At 65.6% G+C, this 15,685-nt stretch carries 16 protein-coding genes; 12 read left to right on the forward strand and 4 right to left on the reverse strand.

The genetic code is table 11. From position 1 onward, the window contains the following. Positions 1–10: 10 nt before the first annotated feature. On the forward strand, positions 11–412 hold the full coding sequence (locus B1818_RS24020; RefSeq protein WP_139114190.1) for a hypothetical protein: 402 nt from the start codon (positions 11–13) through the stop codon (positions 410–412). Between the two features lie 335 nt (positions 413–747). Then, positions 748–945 carry a hypothetical protein gene (locus tag B1818_RS20630; RefSeq protein ID WP_139114191.1) on the forward strand — a complete coding sequence of 66 codons (198 nt, stop codon included), beginning with the start codon at positions 748–750 and terminating at the stop codon, positions 943–945. A 127-nt stretch (positions 946–1,072) separates the two neighbouring features. On the opposite strand, the gene B1818_RS20635 is transcribed toward B1818_RS20630, so the two are convergent. Then, a complete protein-coding gene (locus B1818_RS20635; RefSeq protein ID WP_058250497.1) occupies positions 1,073–1,828 on the reverse strand; it encodes a M23 family metallopeptidase in 756 nt (251 codons plus the stop codon). A gap of 166 nt (positions 1,829–1,994) precedes the next feature. Here B1818_RS20635 and B1818_RS20640 point away from each other — a divergent pair, with 166 nt between their 5' ends. Beyond that, positions 1,995–2,279 (forward strand): hypothetical protein, encoded by a 285-nt coding sequence (locus B1818_RS20640; RefSeq protein WP_078113841.1) that lies wholly within the window; start codon positions 1,995–1,997, stop codon positions 2,277–2,279. Positions 2,280–2,285: 6 nt separating this feature from the next. Here B1818_RS20640 and B1818_RS20645 read toward each other — a convergent pair whose 3' ends face one another. Beyond that, complete coding sequence (locus tag B1818_RS20645) at positions 2,286–2,891, reverse strand: TetR/AcrR family transcriptional regulator (protein WP_078113842.1); 606 nt, start codon at positions 2,889–2,891, stop codon at positions 2,286–2,288. A gap of 362 nt (positions 2,892–3,253) precedes the next feature. On the opposite strand from B1818_RS20645, the gene B1818_RS20650 reads away from it, so the two are divergent. The 5 genes from B1818_RS20650 to B1818_RS20670 all read left to right on the forward strand — a co-directional run bounded on the left by B1818_RS20650 (position 3,254) and on the right by B1818_RS20670 (position 8,997). After that, positions 3,254–4,489, forward strand: a complete 1,236-nt coding sequence (locus B1818_RS20650) for an ABC transporter substrate-binding protein (protein ID WP_078113843.1) — start codon at positions 3,254–3,256, stop codon at positions 4,487–4,489. Positions 4,490–4,555: 66 nt separating this feature from the next. Beyond that, positions 4,556–7,342: a branched-chain amino acid ABC transporter permease/ATP-binding protein gene (locus B1818_RS20655; RefSeq protein ID WP_078113844.1), complete on the forward strand. Its 2,787-nt coding sequence runs from the start codon at positions 4,556–4,558 to the stop codon at positions 7,340–7,342. Continuing rightward, complete coding sequence (locus B1818_RS20660) at positions 7,339–8,061, forward strand: ABC transporter ATP-binding protein (RefSeq protein WP_078113845.1); 723 nt, start codon at positions 7,339–7,341, stop codon at positions 8,059–8,061. The genes B1818_RS20655 and B1818_RS20660 overlap by 4 nt, the downstream gene beginning before the upstream one ends. A gap of 220 nt (positions 8,062–8,281) precedes the next feature. Then, positions 8,282–8,596: a helix-turn-helix transcriptional regulator gene (locus B1818_RS20665; protein WP_068971633.1), complete on the forward strand. Its 315-nt coding sequence runs from the start codon at positions 8,282–8,284 to the stop codon at positions 8,594–8,596. After that, positions 8,593–8,997, forward strand: coding sequence for a VOC family protein (locus B1818_RS20670; protein ID WP_078113846.1), 405 nt, complete (start codon positions 8,593–8,595; stop codon positions 8,995–8,997). Before B1818_RS20665 ends, B1818_RS20670 begins: the two co-directional genes overlap by 4 nt. Before the next feature lie 3 nt (positions 8,998–9,000). Here B1818_RS20670 and B1818_RS20675 read toward each other — a convergent pair whose 3' ends face one another. Further along, a complete protein-coding gene (locus B1818_RS20675; protein ID WP_078113847.1) occupies positions 9,001–10,179 on the reverse strand; it encodes a DUF2235 domain-containing protein in 1,179 nt (392 codons plus the stop codon). A gap of 103 nt (positions 10,180–10,282) precedes the next feature. Between B1818_RS20675 and B1818_RS20680 the strand changes: the two genes are divergently transcribed. The 4 genes from B1818_RS20680 to fadD5 all read left to right on the forward strand — a co-directional run bounded on the left by B1818_RS20680 (position 10,283) and on the right by fadD5 (position 14,598). Further along, positions 10,283–10,789, forward strand: coding sequence for a M15 family metallopeptidase (locus tag B1818_RS20680; RefSeq protein WP_078113848.1), 507 nt, complete (start codon positions 10,283–10,285; stop codon positions 10,787–10,789). Between the two features lie 399 nt (positions 10,790–11,188). Continuing rightward, entirely contained in the window at positions 11,189–11,566 is a 378-nt protein-coding gene (locus tag B1818_RS20685) for a YciI family protein (protein WP_078113849.1), read from the forward strand. After that, positions 11,563–12,798 (forward strand): RNA polymerase sigma factor, encoded by a 1,236-nt coding sequence (locus B1818_RS20690; protein ID WP_078113850.1) that lies wholly within the window; start codon positions 11,563–11,565, stop codon positions 12,796–12,798. Before B1818_RS20685 ends, B1818_RS20690 begins: the two co-directional genes overlap by 4 nt. A 189-nt stretch (positions 12,799–12,987) precedes the next feature. Next, positions 12,988–14,598 carry a fatty-acid--CoA ligase FadD5 gene (fadD5, locus tag B1818_RS20695; protein ID WP_078113871.1) on the forward strand — a complete coding sequence of 537 codons (1,611 nt, stop codon included), beginning with the start codon at positions 12,988–12,990 and terminating at the stop codon, positions 14,596–14,598. A gap of 284 nt (positions 14,599–14,882) precedes the next feature. Here the strand turns inward: fadD5 and B1818_RS20700 are convergent, their stop codons facing one another. Then, positions 14,883–15,683, reverse strand: a complete 801-nt coding sequence (locus tag B1818_RS20700) for a crotonase/enoyl-CoA hydratase family protein (protein ID WP_058250510.1) — start codon at positions 15,681–15,683, stop codon at positions 14,883–14,885. Between the last annotated feature and the right edge of the window lie 2 nt (positions 15,684–15,685).

The raw sequence follows: 15,685 nt of genomic DNA on the forward strand, positions 1-15,685 counted from the left end.
GAGAGTGCAAATGACAATGACGCTGGCTGATGCCGCAAAGAGAGCGATTGAAAGTTTCTTTTCGGCATACGAATCCGTGGTTATCAACATGAAGTTGCCGGATGGCAACTTCGGAAAACCTTTTGACAATTACTACAAACTTGAATCAGTAGACACTGATAACAACCAAGTTAACGTCGGCTTGGGGTACGGTCTGGTATTGCATCTCACCCCTACGGGCATTGCTTTCGGTCATGGATTTTTCGATTTGAAGGTAGTTGCCAGCAACATTCTCTTAGAATCAGAAGATCTACGACTCCGATACGATTCAGGAATTGTGACTTTTGAGGTGTATCCCGACGATTCGTCGTCGATCGGAGCGAGAGACGCAGCTCTGTCCACCCTGGAAGATGCGGCTTCGAACTTCCAATAGTCTGGGGGCCGGGTGGTGATGTAGAAGCAGATCATGGATCAATCCGCGTCGCGTGTCAATCTGTCTGTGGCACGAGCTGATTGCCGACCAAGACATCGAGTGGGGGCGCGAACGGACCCGCTGAAAAGGCTACGCTGGAACGTGTCGGTTCCGCCTTGGGCAACGCGACATGCTCCGCGGTCCCGGCGCGCGACCAGACGAGGTAGCGTGCGGAAACGCTAGCGTGCTCACCTATAGGACGGTCACCGACTGCGACGTGGCCGCCACGTCACATAAGAAGGCGTGATCACATAGCCGAGAACAAACCACCCCCAGACCTTCAACTCATCCAGGCGATGAGCGACGTAATGCTGGACCCCGAAAGCCCAGCTGCGGTCGCCAACCTCGAAGCCGAGATACTAAAGCGCAAGCTGTACGAAAACGACGTCTACGAAGACCTCATCTTCATCCTGTCGCTGTACGAGATGGGCGGCACCACCCCATACTCGTGCATTGAGCAGGTGCGCGACGAAGTTCGCAAGTTTCTCGACTGAATTCGGCCGGAAGGCGGATAGGAACCCTTCGCGCTATGCGCGACTAAGTCCTACGAATCTGGCTGTGAGACAAACAATCCCACCGAAAAAGTCGGTGGGATCGTTAATAAGACCAGACGAGTAATCGTCACGGGTGAACGCCACGCTTGTTGAGCCAGGCCTGGGGATTGATCTTGGTGCCGTTGGCATCCCAGACCTCGTAGTGCAGGTGGGGTCCGGTGGACTGGCCGCGGTTGCCGACGGTCGCGATCTTCTGGCCGGCGCGCACATGCTGGCCGGGGTGGACGAAGCTCTCGTTGACGTGTCCGAAGACGCCGACGGTGCCGTCGTCCTGCTTCACGCGGACCCACTGGCCGAAGCCGGATGCCGGGCCGGACTCGAGGACGACGCCGTCGGTCACGGCGTAGATGGGCGTTCCGATCTTGTTGGCGATGTCGACTCCGTTGTGATGGGTGCCCCAGCGCGGGCCGTAGCCTGAGGTCACGGTGCCGCTGACCGGCTTCACTGCCTTCTTGATGCCGGGGAGCTCCAAGCTGCCCGGGCCGAACGCCGACGGGGGCAGAACGTCGCGAGCGAATTTGTCGAGCTCAGGCGGCAGGACCACGCCGGCCGGCAGCTTGACGTTCTCGGGCAGCGCGATCTTCGGCGCAGGCGGGGGAGCGGGCTGCGCCGCTGCCTGCGCGGCGGTGCCGGCACTCAGGCCGACCGCGCCGACGAACGCGGCGAACGCGCCCGTTCGCAGGGCCGTGCGGGTGGTGGAGTGCGACGTGGCACGATGGCGGCCGGGCCGCCGGGTGCGCGAGGTCGAGTCGAGCAGGGCGCGAGTGGCGGGGCGCGTCGAAGAGTCGGCGTTCAGTTGGTGAAGAGGCAAAGCGTTGTCCATCTCAGATTGGGTAACATTTTGGTATCGGCAAGGACACGGCGAAGTTACCTTCCCTGACATAAGCAGACACTGAGAGTCGGCCCAGGACTCCTACAAAGCCCCAGGTGAGACCCCGAACGAGATCCCGGTCACAGGGGTCGGCGAAACGGCGTGGCACCGTGGAACCATGCCCGAGCCCGAACACACTCCCGACGGCCACCACATCATCGTCAACGGCCGCAAGTGGCGGGCGACGGATCCGCTGATCCCGGACGACCGCCGATCCGAATTGCAGTCGATCCTCATGGCGTGGCGCCGCGACGTGAAGCGAACCAAGGGCGCACCCGAGTCTCGCCAGGGCGTCCAGGCTGCGAAGGTCGCGTTGGGTGAGCGCGGAACCCCGTGGTGGGAGCAGACCGACGAGGAACGCCGCGAACGGTGGGAGACCGAGGTCGAACGTCCCGGCGACTGACCGGCCCTACCGCGGCAGCAGCGACTCCGCGGCGTAACGGCCGGCGCGTTCGAAATTCTCGCTCACGTCGAAGCCGGGGTCGATCTGGAAGTACCGCATGCTCGACACGTAGATCGCCGCGACCATCTGGGCGAGAAACTCCGGCGGATGATCGGTGCGCACGTCCTGCTGTTCGATGCCGCGCTCGATGAGCCGCAGCACCTCCGAGGTGAACACATGGCTGCGTTCGCCGAGCGTCCCCGACATTGATGAGATCCGCTCGATTTCGCTCGTCACCGTTCGCATGTAGTCCGGGTCGGCGACCGACGACCGTGCGAAATCGACGAACACACCCACCACCCGCTCGTACGTACTCAGCGGTTTGTCGAGCATCGCGTCGACAACATGCGAGAACGTCCCCATCAACTGCGCGTAGAGATCGGTGAGCAGGTCGTCCTTGCTCGGGAAGTAGTTGAAGAACGTCGCCCGCGACACCTCGGCACGCTCGGCGATCGACTCCACCGTCGCGGCGCTTCCCTCAGACGCCAGCAGTTCGCGCGCAGCGGTCAGCAGGCGCTCACGCGTCTGCTGCTTGTTACGTTCTCGGCGGCCGAGGGCCGGCGCTTCGGTCACTGTGGTGCCTTCCGTACGGGCGGGGCGACCCCGACCGACCAATTCTTGCATTCCGCCACCAAAGTTTGGATGGTCGTCTAACTTTTGCCTCTGAGTCCAGTGTGAGTTCGTCGGCTGCACGCCGGTGGGGTCACGCGAGTCGACCGCGGGGGGGTCTTCCGGCACCGGGCCGACAGTTCGTGCTGCCGTGCGAACCGTCGACCTACCAGCGCCGAGACTCAGTGCAGGACAGAATCTTTCGAAACCATCAAGCAACGACGACCAGCCGGTTACAGTCGCCACCGAGTCATCAAATCCGACATTTCGACCGACCTCCACGCCCGGGGGCGGCGGCTCGTCGTATCTCGATCGAAGGGGATCGCATGAAATCACCAAGTGCACTCAGGCGTGTGCTTCGGACCGCGACAGTGATCGGCTGTTCCGGGGTGCTCGCGCTCGGGGCGCTGACGGCCTGCGCCGACGACAGCTCCGAGAGCCCCACCGCGGGCGAGACCAGCCAGCTCCCCAGCAATCCGGCGACCGGCGATCCGGTCAAGGTCGGGCTGATCGTGCCCGAGGGCGGTGCGGTGACCACGCCGATGGTGCGCGAGGGCAGCGAAGCCGCCGTCGAATATCTGAACAACAACGGCGGCGGCATCGGCGGCCACCAGATCGAACTGGTGGTGTGCAAGCAGCAGGAAGAGCCCGCCTCGGCCACCAAGTGCGCGAATCAGATGGTGGAGCAGCAGGTTTCGGTCGTCGTCTCACCGCTGGGCGCGCAGGGCGCGGTCATGCTGCCGATCATCGCCGGCGCGAAGATCCCGTTCGTCGCACAGGCCCCCGTGTCACAGGCCGAGATGGCCACCCCCGGCTCGTTCATGCTCTCCGGCGGAATCGTCGCCGTTCTCGCGGGACAAGCCGCGACCGCAGCCAAGGACGGACTCAAGAAGGTCACGCTGATCATCGGCGATTCCGGTGACGCGGCCGCGTCGGTGAAAGCCCTGGGCGACCCGATGTTCCAGCGTGCCGGCGTCACCCTCAACGTCGTCACCGTGCCGGTCGGCGCCGCCGACCTGACCCCGCAGATCACCGCCGGCCTCGCCGACAACCCGGATGCCGTCAGCATCCTCGGCGACACCCGCCAGTGCATCTCGGTCCTCAAGACCCTCCAGACCGTCGCACCCGACGCTTCGAAGTACCTGATCGCCAGCTGCCTCGACAAGCCCGTCCTCGACGCCGTCGGCAACGAAGCGGTCTCCGGCGCCAAGGCGTTCACCACGGTCAACCTCAGCTCCGACGACCCGAGCGTCACCCAATACCGCAGCGTGATGGCGCAATACGCGCCCGACACCGACCCGGCCGGCCTCGCCTACATCGGATACCAGGTCATGACCGCACTCGGCGAACTGAACGGACTCGAGGGCACCGTCGACGCGCAGACGTTCACCACGGCACTGTCGCAGGCGAAGGATGTCCCGCTACCGGCCGCACCCGGCATCACCTTCACCTGCAACGGCCAGGCGTTCCCGCCGCTGACGTCGCTGTGCAGCAAGGCGATCCTGGTCAGCGACGTGACCGCCGACGCGAAGCTCGAGAACACCGTCGTCACCAACAACTAGTTCCTCCACAGATCGGGGGCCGCATCGACGCGGCCCCCGATCGCCGCACCTCCATGTGGGAGTTCCATGACCGACCATCTCGCATTCCTGGTTCTCGGCCTCGGCAACGGTGCCGTCTTCGCCGCCCTCGGCCTGGCTCTGGTGATGACGTTCAAGAGTTCCGGCGTCGTCAACTTCGCCACCGGCGCCGTGGCGCTGTACGCCGCCTACACCTACGCCTTTCTGCGCCAGGGGGAACTCCTCAACCCGATACCCGGCTTCCCGGCGACGATCTCACTCGGCTCCGACCTGGGAGTCGGTGCAGCGCTGCTCATCTCCGTGGTCGTCGCCGCAATCCTCGGTGTCATCCTCTACCTGCTCGTGTTCCGTCCGATGCGTGCGGCGCCGGCTCTGGCGAAGGCGGTCGCCGCGATCGGTCTGATGCTCGTGATCCAGGCGCTCATCGCGCTGCGGGTCGGCGAGAACGCACCGAGCGTCGGACCTATCTTCAAGGTCGACACGTTCACGATCGGTTCGAGCGCCGTTCCGACGGACCGTCTGATGCTCGCGGTGGTCATCGTGGGACTCGCGATCTGCGCGGGACTCGTGTTGCGCTACACGCGCTTCGGCGTGGCGACCGAGGCAGCCGCCGAATCCGAGAAGGGTGCACTCGTCACCGGCCTCTCACCGGACCGGATCGCGGTCGCCAACTGGGCGTTGTCGTCGGCAACTGCCGGTCTCGGCGGCGTGCTCATCGCACCGATCGTTCCACTCAATCCCGTGGCCTACACGATGTTCATCGTGCCGGCCCTCGCGGCGGCGCTGGTCGGCAACTTCACCGCGATATCGATCACCGTCGGTGCCGGACTCGTCATCGGCATGCTGCAGTCCGAGGCCACGAAACTGCAGACCACCTGGGACTGGATGCCCGACGCCGGTGTGGCCGAGGCGGTCCCGCTGATCCTCATCATCGGCTTCCTCCTCATCCGCGGGCGTCCGTTGCCGGGCCGTGGCGCGGTCACCCGCAACGACCTCGGCCGGTCACCGCGTCCGAACAGTCTGGTAATCCCGGGGATCGTCGGTGTCGTCGTCGCGGTACTGGCACTCGTCACCACCTCCGGCAGTCTCCGGCTCGCCGTGATCGCCACGATGATCTACGGCATCATCGCGCTGTCCCAGGTCGTCGTCACGGGTTACGCCGGACAGGTCTCGCTCGCCCAACTGACGCTCGCCGGCGTCGGTGCCTATGCCCTCAGCCGGCTCACCGAAGACCTGAACATCCCGTTCCCGCTTGCCCCTCTGTTGGCGGCCTGCGTGGCGATGGTCATCGGCGTGATCGTCGGCCTGCCCGCTCTTCGGGTGCGCGGGCTGCCGCTCATGGTCGCGACGCTCGCCCTCGCCGTGTTCTGCGAGGCGTTCTGGTTCCGCAATCCGTCACTCAACGGCGGATTACAGGGTGCGCCTGTCGAATCCCCGTCGTTGTTCGGCATCGACCTGGGGATCGGTGCCGGCGAAGGCTATCCGCGCATCGCGTTCGGCATCCTGTGCCTCGTCGTGCTGACCGCGGTGGCGTACGGGGTGGCGGTGCTGCGCCGCAGCGGACTCGGCGCGTCGATGCTGGCCGTGCGTGCCAACGAGCGGTCGGCGGCCGCCGCCGGGATCAATGTCGGCGCAACCAAACTCATCGCCTTCGCGATCGCATCCTTCCTCGCCGGCCTCGGCGGATCGCTGCTGGCCTACCAGCAGACGCTCGCCACTGCGGGTAGCTACGCCGTCTTCGCCGGTATCGGACTCTTCGCCGTCTTCTACATCGCCGGCGTGACGTCGATCTCGGGAGCGATCCTCGCCGGGATCATCGCGCCGGGCGGGGTGATGTACTTCGTCGCCGACAAGTACGGATCCTTCGGCGATTACTACATGCTGATCAGCGGAATTCTGTTGGTGCTCACCGTCGTCACCAGCCCCGACGGCGTCATCGGCTATCTGCACAAGATCCCGCTGCCGGGTCGGCGCCGTCCACCGGCACCGCCTCAGGTCGACGATCAGACCGCACCGACGACGCCTGCCAGTCCACCGACCAGCGGCAAGGTTCTGCTCTCGGCCCGCGACGTCACGGTGCGTTACGGGGCGGTCACTGCTGTCGACCGCGTCAGCTTCGACTTGCGATCCGGCGAGATCGTCGGCCTGATCGGCCCCAACGGCGCCGGCAAGACGACGCTCATCGACGCCATCAGCGGTTTCGCAACCGCCGACGGAACGGTGGCCCTCGGTGGCACGACCCTCGACGGTCTGGCCCCACACCGCCGCAGCCGCGCTGGACTCGGTCGGACCTTCCAGGACATCGAGCTGTACGGCGAGTTGTCGGTCGCCGAGAACCTGGCGATTGCCGCGCGTCGCGCGCCGGGCGACACGGCCGACAATGTCCGCAACGTGCTGCGGATGCTGGAGATCAGCCAACTCGGTGACGTTGTGGCCGCTGATCTCTCCCAGGGGCAGCGTCAACTCGTCGCGGTGGCGCGCGTGCTGGCCGGCCGGCCCGAGGTCGCACTGCTCGACGAGCCGGCAGCCGGACTCGACAGCACCGAGAGCCGTTGGCTGGGGGAGAGGTTGCGGGCGGCCCGGGCGCACGGGGTCTCGATGGTTCTCGTCGACCACGACATGGACCTCGTCCTCAGCCTGTGTGATCGGGTCATCGTCCTGGATCTCGGATCCGTCATCGCCGAGGGCACCCCGGACGAGATCCGACGATCCCCGGCCGTCGTCAACGCCTACCTCGGTACGCCCTCGTCGGCGGTGGCGGGGTCCGAGGATTCTTCGCCACCGGACAGCGCTGTCTCCGAGACACATTCGACGACCAAGGAGATGACGCCGTGACGGTCCTCGAATGCCGTGGCCTCGACGCCGGGTACTCGCGCGGCAAAGCCTGCGTCCACGGCCTCGATCTGTCCGTCGAAGCAGGGGAGATCGTCGCTCTGCTCGGACCGAACGGGGCCGGAAAGACGACGCTGCTCACCACCGTTGCCGGTCTTCTGCCGCGACTCGACGGCGAGGTTAGCGTCGGCGGTCACGCAGTTCGGTCAGGGGATGCGCGTGCGGCCGTGCGTTCCGGACTCGTCCTGGTTCCGGACGACCGGTCGCTGTTCAAGCAACTCACGACCCGACAGAACCTCCAGCTGGCCATTCGACGACGCGGGGCGGCTCGGAACAGCGCCGTCGACAGGGTGCTCGACCACTTCCCGGCTCTCAGAGACCGACTCAAGGTCGCCGCGGGCGAGCTGTCCGGGGGAGAGCAGCAGATGCTCGCGATCGGGCGTGCGCTGTTGCAGCAGCCGAGAGTGCTGCTGATCGACGAACTGAGCATGGGACTCGCACCCATCGTTGTCGAATCGATCCTGCCCGTCCTGCGGGATGTCGCCGACACCGAGGGCACCGCGGTGGTTCTCGTCGAGCAGCATGTTCGCCTGGCCCTCGGCATCGCAGATCGGGCAGTGGTGCTGGTCCACGGCGACATCGCTCTGACGGACTCCGCGGCCTCGCTTGCCGGTGACATCGGGAGGATCGAAGAGGCGTATCTCGGGAGTGCGCGGGCGTAGGCCACAAAGGGGCGAGGCGAGCCACCCACAGCCTCTGAGGCAGATCCCTTCGCTCCCTGAGGTGTGAGGAGCGAAAGCGACGAACCACGAAGGGTCATCGCGAGGCGCCTCACCAAGCCCTTCGAGGCTCGTCGCTGCGCTCCTCGCACCTCAGGGAGCATGGGGGGTCGGTCCTATCGGTGCAGGGAGCAAAAGCGGGAGCGATGCGTCCACCATTGACATGCAAGCAGCGACTTGCCTATTGTCAGGTGTGGCCGACGTGTTCCATGCACTCGATGACTCGACGAGGCGAGCAATCCTCGACGAGCTGGTCGAACGGGACGGCCAGACGTTGTTCGAGATCTGCGGTCGTCTCACGTCTCGGCGTGGGCTCAACCTGAGCCGACAGGCGATCTCCCAGCACCTCGGCGTGCTGGAGACGGCCGGACTGGTCCACACCGAGAAACGCGGACGTTCCAAATTCCACTACTTCGACCCCGCACCGCTCGGCGAGATCGCCGAGCGGTGGCCCGCCCCTCGAAAGGACCTCCCATGAGAATGACCCTGATGTCCGTCTTCGTCGACGACCAGCGCAAGGCACACGAGTTCTACACCGAGATACTCGGATTCACGACTCGCCATGACATTCCGATGGGGGAGAACACGTGGTGGTTGACGGTGGTCTCCACGCACGATCCCGAGGGGATGGAACTCCTTCTCGAACCGTCTGGCCACCCCGCAGTCAAGCCTTATCGGGACGCGCTCATCGAAGACGGAATCCCGTTGGCACAGTTCGCCGTCGACAATGTTCAGGCCGAATACGAGAGGCTACGCGGCCTCGGTGTGGAGTTCACCCAGGAACCGACCGATATCGGACCTGCGGTCGTCGCGGTCTTCGACGACACGTGCGGCAATCTGATCCAGATCGCTGCAACGAAAGACGTTGCCCCGCAGTGACTATTACCGGGGAAGCAGCGACTCTGACGCGGGGGATGCCGGTTGTCGGGTAGTCACCGGCGCCTCGAGCGGAGGAATGTCGACCGCGCGGACCGACAAATCCTTGATCAGCTCTTCCCACGCGCCGATGTTCGTCGCCCTCTTCTTGCGTGACCCGATGTCGTCACTCCACCGAGTGAGCGCGGGCGCGGCTATGTACAGCGGCCTTGCTGGATCATTCTTGTTCGCCTCGAGCAATCGCGACTGACCCTTGTGACGCACGGTTTCTCCGCGCATCCGCAGCGGGCCGAACGCGAGCTTGAAGATGTTGACGATGCGGTACGCGGCGTTCATCGACTTGTTGGTCGCGTACTTCTCGTTCGACGGGTCGATGGGGAAGCTGATAGGCGTGAATCGCTTGTAGCAGAACTGTAGGCCGGCAAGTTCCGCCTCACGCACCATCCAGGACAGACTCAGTTCCGAGGGTTCAGTGACCGCCAGACCACCGCCGATGTCGGAGTGGACCCCTTCGAACCACACCTGTTTGACGTCGATCTTTCCCTCATCTGCCTTGTCGACTTCCCAGACGCAGGGATCGAATGTCAGCCGACGTTCGTCGATGGCGAGCGCCTGTCTGGCCACTGCGACGTTCTTGCCGAGCTTCACGTCGTGGAACTTGTGCTTGACGCGGGTGATGCCGGGAACGCCGAGGGCACCAACGGTGTCGAAGACGCCGATGAACTTGACCGGCACCGGGGCGCCTGGGGTCTTCGCCGGGCGATCCTCCCGCTTCATCCGGTAGTACCGCAGGACCGTTTCGAACAGGTTCTCGGTCGGGTGCTGCGCGAGTTCGAGCGGGGTGACAAGGCCGATGTGCCAGATCATGCCCCCGAGACTCCGTGCAGTGTATGCGCCGCGACTGAACCCGAAGACGAAGATCTCATCACCGGGCTCGTAGTTCAGGGCGAGGAATCGGTAGGCATCAATCAGGTTGGCATCGAGGCCGCGACCGAACGCCCCGCCGATGACGCGGTCAGACCAGCCCGACCCGGTTCCCACACCGTTGACGTAATGGACCAGCTGCACGGCGCCGTCGTCGGCATCGGTGGTGACGGCTCGGGCGATCTTCTCGACATTCGAAATTCGTGGGTCCTTCGACGACTTCCACGTGCCGTCGCAACAGACCACCAGACGCTTCTTCATTTTTCCGACCCTCCACAGGCTCGCACGCGGCCCACCCGCAGTAAACGGTAATAGCTCCGACGGATCGATGCGATAGGCGTCGGTCGTACGGTTTACTGCGGTCATGAGGTTCATCGACATCGCGGCCCGGCGAATCACGGTCATCTGTACCGCCGTACTCGGGGCCCTGCTGCTATCCGGACTCGGCGGCGTACCGGCGAATGCCGCGCCGCCCACCGCCGGCCTCGACCCAGCGCTGGCGACGGCCTACCAGCAGGCGTCGAACACCGCACGCGCACAGGGGGTCTCGTTGTGGATCACGTCCGGTAAGCGGACAGACGCGGAGCAGCGGCAGATGTGGCGTGATGCGATTGCGACCTACGGCAGCCCGGAAGCTGCTCGACGGTGGGTCCTGCCGGCGGAGCAGTCGCCACATGTGAGCGGCCACGCCATCGACGTCGGCCCTCGGGAAGGCGCCGCTTGGCTCGAACGAACCGGCTACCGCTGGGGCCTGTGCCGAACCTTCGCCAACGAGTGGTGGCACTTCGAACTCGCGACGGTACCCGGTCTCCGATGCCCTGCGATGTGGCCCGATGCCGCGGCCCGCGCTGACCGGCTTGGCCGTTCGTGATGGCCCTGTTCGATGACCCTTCGTGACGGCCCTCCGCAAGCTCCGGGCCTCCTCAGGGAGCGAGGGGGACACGGCGCTCCGCAAGTTCCGGGCCTCCTCAGTATCTGCGGCCTGGCGGCCATCGTGACCAATAAAAAACACTCGTGAACGTCCCAAAGGAATGCTCCCTGAGGTGCGAGCGAAGCGAGCCACGAAGGGTGTGGCAACTTGTCTCGCCGGGCCCTTCGTGGCTCGTCGCTTGCGCTCCTCGCACCTCAGGGAGCAGGAGTTATGCGCTTCCTTCGGATTAGGGCAGCGGTAATCGAAGAACGACGGGCCGAATGTGTCGAATGGCGTCCGGCACGCTCGTCATCACTGCACACGGACCGACGAGCGGCCCGCTGAACGAGAGGCCTGATCATGCATTACTCGCTGCTGCTGCACTACCCGGAGATGGACGCGTCGACCCTCGGTGCGGAAGCCATCGCTCAGGGCCAGGCCGCCTTCGCCGCCTATACGACGGCCCTCCAGGACGCCGGCGTGCTCGTGAGTGCCGAAGTCCTGCAGCGCTCGGACGTCACGACGACGCTGCGCAAGGTCGACGGCCGGCTCGTCGTTCAGGACGGCCCCTTCGCCGACACCAAGGAACAGCTCGGCGGAACCGTCGTCATCGATGTCGACGACCTCGACGCCGCCATCGAGTGGGCGCGTCACGCACCGCCGATCGAGTGGGGTGTCGTGGAGATCAGGCCCGGCGCGACCTACACCGTCGATGGTGCGTGGACACCCAACGCATGACCCGACGAGAAGCGCACACCGCCGCCGAACATGCTGCCCGCGAGTCCTATTCGCGGCTGGTGGCGCTTCTCGCCGCCGCGTCGGGGGATCTCGCGCTCGCGGAGGATGCACTGGCCACCGCCTTCGAACGTGCGCTCACCTCGTGGCGGTCAGATGGGGTACCCGCGAACCCGGAAGGCTGGCTGCTCACGGTCGCACGCAACCAGCAGCGCGACGTCTGGAAGTCGGCGGCGCACCGTACGTCGAAGATCCTCGACGACACCATCTCTCCCGGAGCAACCACCGTGACCTCCTTTGACGATGTGGACCCCGACGCCATTCCCGACAAGCGCCTCGAATTGTTGTTCACCTGCGCCCATCCGGCCATCGACGCCGCCGCCCGCACGCCGCTCATGCTGCAGTCGGTGCTCGGCTTCGAGGCCGCCGACATCGCCACCGCCTTCACGGTCGCCCCGGCAACGATGTCGCAGCGCCTCGTGCGAGCCAAGCGCCGGATCCGCGACGCCCGCATACCGTTCGTCGTTCCCGACCGCGCGGCGATGCCGGAGCGACTCCCCGCTGTGCTGGAAGCAGTCTATGGGTGTTTCGCGATCGCGTGGAACGACGCCGACGGGACCGATCCCGACACCGTCGAATCGATGGCGGGGGAGTCGCTGCACCTGGCCGTCACGCTCGCCGCGCTGCTCGACGATCCCGAGGCGTGGGGACTCGCTGCGCTGATCGCGCTCTCGTTGTCGCGGGCGCCGGCACGGACCGGCCCGTTCATCCCGCTCGAAGAGCAGGATCCGGCCACCTGGGATGTCGCGCTCATCCGGGACGGGGAAGCGATGCTCCGACGCGCATCGGCGTTCGGCCGGCCGCACGGTCGGTTCCAGCTCGAGGCCGCGATGCAGTCCGTCCATGCCGACCGCGCACGCACCGGTGTCGTCGACTGGGCCGCATTACAGTCGCTGTCGTCCGCGCTCATGGCCGTGGCGCCGACGCTTGGTGCGCGGATCGCCCACGCTGCGATCGTCGGGCGGGCGAGTTCCCCCGCAGATGGACTATCACTGCTTGACGAGTTGGGCGGTGACGCCGCGGGTTTCGGCCCGTTCCACGCGGCGAAGGCAGATCTGCTGGTTCGGGTCGGGCACTCCGACGCGGCGCGTGAGCACTTCGAGCGGGCCGCCGAGCTCACCGGCGACGAGCGAGCGCGAAAGTATCTGCGACGACGTGCGCGCGAGGTTGAGTAGCCATCGTCGCGAGCCCGACGAAAAACGACGCACGGTCGAGGGTGGCGCCGGCCTGGTGTCACCAAACGGCGGGAATGCCTGATTCTGGCAACACCGACGACCTAATGTGTGACTCGGGACACAACAGTGCCGGACCCTCACCGAGGGCTTCACAACGGGTCGAGCCTCGCTCGACGAATGGAGGCAGTCATGACTGCAAGTGCCGAGGTCACGAACGATCTGACCACCGAGCCGTACCGCTCGCGCCGCAATCACTGGAACAACCAGGTCCGCCGGCACGCCATGATGACCCCGGACAACACGGCGATCACCTACCTCGACAAGAACACGACCTGGAAGGAACTCGACGACCGGTCGCGCGCCTTCGGAGCCGCACTCCATCGGCGGGGTGTCCAGTTCGGTGATAGGGTTCTGATGGCCCTGCTCAACCGCACCGAGTACATCGAGGCGATTCTCGGGGCCACTCTCATCGGCGCCATCCCGGTACCGGTCAACATCCGCATGAGCCCCGCCGAGGTTGCCTATCTCGTCACCGACAGCGGTGCGAAGGTCGTCGTCACCGAGACCCTCCTCGCTCCGATCGCGGACGCAGTCGCCGGGTCGACCGGTCAGATCGAGACCATCATCGTCGTCGACGGCAGCGACAACGCCGACCATCTCGACTTCGAGACCCTGCTGGCCGAGGGAGCGTCGGACCTGCCGGAGGTCGACGTGCCCGAGGACACCGTCGCCGCCATCATGTACACCTCGGGCACCACCGGAAAGCCCAAGGGCGCCATGCTCACTCATCAGAACATCCAGGCGCAGGCGGTGACGACGATCGCCACGGCCGGGGTACAGTCCGGTTCCGATGACGTCGCCTCGATCGTGCCGCCGCTGTTCCACATCGCGGGGATCGGCGGCTTCGCACCGATCTTCTACCGCGGGATCCGCGCGGTGCTCCACCCGCTCGGGGCTTTCGATCCCGACACCATGCTCGACACACTGGAGCGCGAGGGCGTCACGTCGGTCTTCATGGTCCCGGCTCAGTGGCAGGCCGTGTGCGCGGCGCAGAAGGCGCGTCCCCGGAAGCTCAAGCTGCGCACGATGAGTTGGGGCGCGGCCCCGGCGTCGGACACCGTGCTGAACGCGATGAACGAATCCTTCCCGGAGGCCGCCAACATGACCGCGTTCGGTCAGACCGAGATGTCACCGGTGACGACGATCCTCGAGGGCAAGGATGCACTGCGCAAGCTCGGATCGATCGGCAAGGTCGTCCCGGCGGTCACCGCGCGCATCGTCGATCCGCTGATGAACGACGTCAAACCCGGTGAGGTCGGCGAGATCGTGTATCGCGGACCCAACATGATGATCGGCTACTGGAACAAGCCCGAGGCGACCGCGGAAGCCTTCCGCGGCGGCTGGTTCCACTCGGGCGACCTGGTGCGTCAGGACGAGGAGGGTTTCCTCTACGTCGTCGACCGCGCCAAGGACATGATCATCTCGGGCGGCGAGAACATCTACTGCGCCGAGGTCGAGAATGTCCTGTTCAGCCATCCGAGCATCACCGAGGCCGCGATCATCGGTCGCGCAGATGAGAAGTGGGGCGAGGTGCCGGTCGCCGTGGTCGTGCTCGCCGAAGGCGTCGAGGACCTCACCCTCGCCGATCTCGAGCCGCACCTCAACGAGAACCTCGCGCGGTTCAAGCACCCCAAGGACCTGGTGATCATCGACGAACTCCCACGCAACGCCGGGGGGAAGGTCGTCAAGCCACGGCTCCGAGATGCCTACGGCAGCAAGGACGCCGGTCTGTCGAACTGATCACCGCCCGCTCCATGAGGTGAGCGTCCGATTTCTATGCTCCCTGAGGTGAGCGTCCGATTTCTATGCTCCCTGAGGTGCGAGCGAAGCGAGCCACGAAGGGTTTGGCGACGCATCTCACCAGGCCCTTCGTGGCTCGTCGCTAACGCTCCTCGCACCTCAGGGAGCGGGGGTGGGTCGCTTGCGCTCCTCGCACCTCAGGGAGCAGGGGTTAGGTCGTTCTCACGGATTTGGAAGCAGAGGGGGCGCAAGAGCGAAAGCGACGAGCCACCACGGGCTTCCGATCACTCCGGGTCGGCGAAGCGCGCTTCGCGTCGCGCCATCCCGGCGTGTACCGCCTCCATCTGATTGGGGGATCCCATCAGTCCGACCTGGAGTTCGCTCTCCAGCATCAGCGCCGCGGCCGGATCCCTGCCCGCCCACGATTCGTCGTAGAGACGCTTGGCGGCACGGACCGCGTGCGGCGACTTCGATGCGATCTCGTGCGCGAGATCCAGTGCGGCGGTGAGCGGATCGTCGACGACGCGGGTGACCAGCCCGAGTCGTTGGGCCTCGGCGCCGTCGACGATGCGTCCGGTGAACGTGAGTTCCTTTGCCACATCGGCGGACACGAGTCGCGGGAGGGTCTGGGTGATGCCCATGTCGGGCACCAGTCCCCACTTGACCTCCATGATGGACAGGCGCGCGTCGGGGGTCGAATAGCGGATGTCGGCGCCCAGCGCGATCTGCAGGCCACCGCCGAAGCAGTTGCCGGTGATGGCCGCGATCACCGGTGCCGGGATGCGGCCCCAGTCCAGTGACACCCGCTGCGCGTGGTTGCCGAGTACGCCCGGTTCGCGCTCCAGCAGCGAGTTCACCCCGCCACCCTGACCCAGGCTCGACACGTCCAGGCCGGAACAGAAACTCTTGCCCGCACCGTGTACCACCACAGCCCGGACGCGGTTGTCCTCGGCGAGGGTGCCCGTCACGTCGATAAGCGCATTGAACATCGCCGGATCGAGCGCGTTGTGTTTGTCGGCCCGGTTGAGCGTCGCCGTGGCGACACCGGCGTCGTCGATGTCCACGACGATCCGCTGCTCGGTCATGT

Source organism: Gordonia sp. IITR100, assembly GCF_002009645.1.
Classification (GTDB): domain Bacteria; phylum Actinomycetota; class Actinomycetes; order Mycobacteriales; family Mycobacteriaceae; genus Gordonia; species Gordonia hongkongensis.

Coding starts and splice junctions, on each gene's coding strand:
- B1818_RS20630 (WP_139114191.1), top strand. CDS start 748: ATGAGCGACGTAATGCTGGACCCCGAAAGCCCAGCTGCGGTCGCCAAC.
- B1818_RS20670 (WP_078113846.1), top strand. CDS start 8,593: ATGAGAATGACCCTGATGTCCGTCTTCGTCGACGACCAGCGCAAGGCA.
- B1818_RS20640 (WP_078113841.1), top strand. CDS start 1,995: ATGCCCGAGCCCGAACACACTCCCGACGGCCACCACATCATCGTCAAC.
- B1818_RS24020 (WP_139114190.1), top strand. CDS start 11: ATGACAATGACGCTGGCTGATGCCGCAAAGAGAGCGATTGAAAGTTTC.
- B1818_RS20650 (WP_078113843.1), top strand. CDS start 3,254: ATGAAATCACCAAGTGCACTCAGGCGTGTGCTTCGGACCGCGACAGTG.
- B1818_RS20690 (WP_078113850.1), top strand. CDS start 11,563: ATGACCCGACGAGAAGCGCACACCGCCGCCGAACATGCTGCCCGCGAG.
- B1818_RS20675 (WP_078113847.1), bottom strand. CDS start 10,179: ATGAAGAAGCGTCTGGTGGTCTGTTGCGACGGCACGTGGAAGTCGTCG.
- B1818_RS20655 (WP_078113844.1), top strand. CDS start 4,556: ATGACCGACCATCTCGCATTCCTGGTTCTCGGCCTCGGCAACGGTGCC.
- B1818_RS20685 (WP_078113849.1), top strand. CDS start 11,189: ATGCATTACTCGCTGCTGCTGCACTACCCGGAGATGGACGCGTCGACC.
- B1818_RS20700 (WP_058250510.1), bottom strand. CDS start 15,683: ATGACCGAGCAGCGGATCGTCGTGGACATCGACGACGCCGGTGTCGCC.
- B1818_RS20635 (WP_058250497.1), bottom strand. CDS start 1,828: ATGGACAACGCTTTGCCTCTTCACCAACTGAACGCCGACTCTTCGACG.
- B1818_RS20665 (WP_068971633.1), top strand. CDS start 8,282: ATGCAAGCAGCGACTTGCCTATTGTCAGGTGTGGCCGACGTGTTCCAT.
- B1818_RS20680 (WP_078113848.1), top strand. CDS start 10,283: ATGAGGTTCATCGACATCGCGGCCCGGCGAATCACGGTCATCTGTACC.
- fadD5 (WP_078113871.1), top strand. CDS start 12,988: ATGACTGCAAGTGCCGAGGTCACGAACGATCTGACCACCGAGCCGTAC.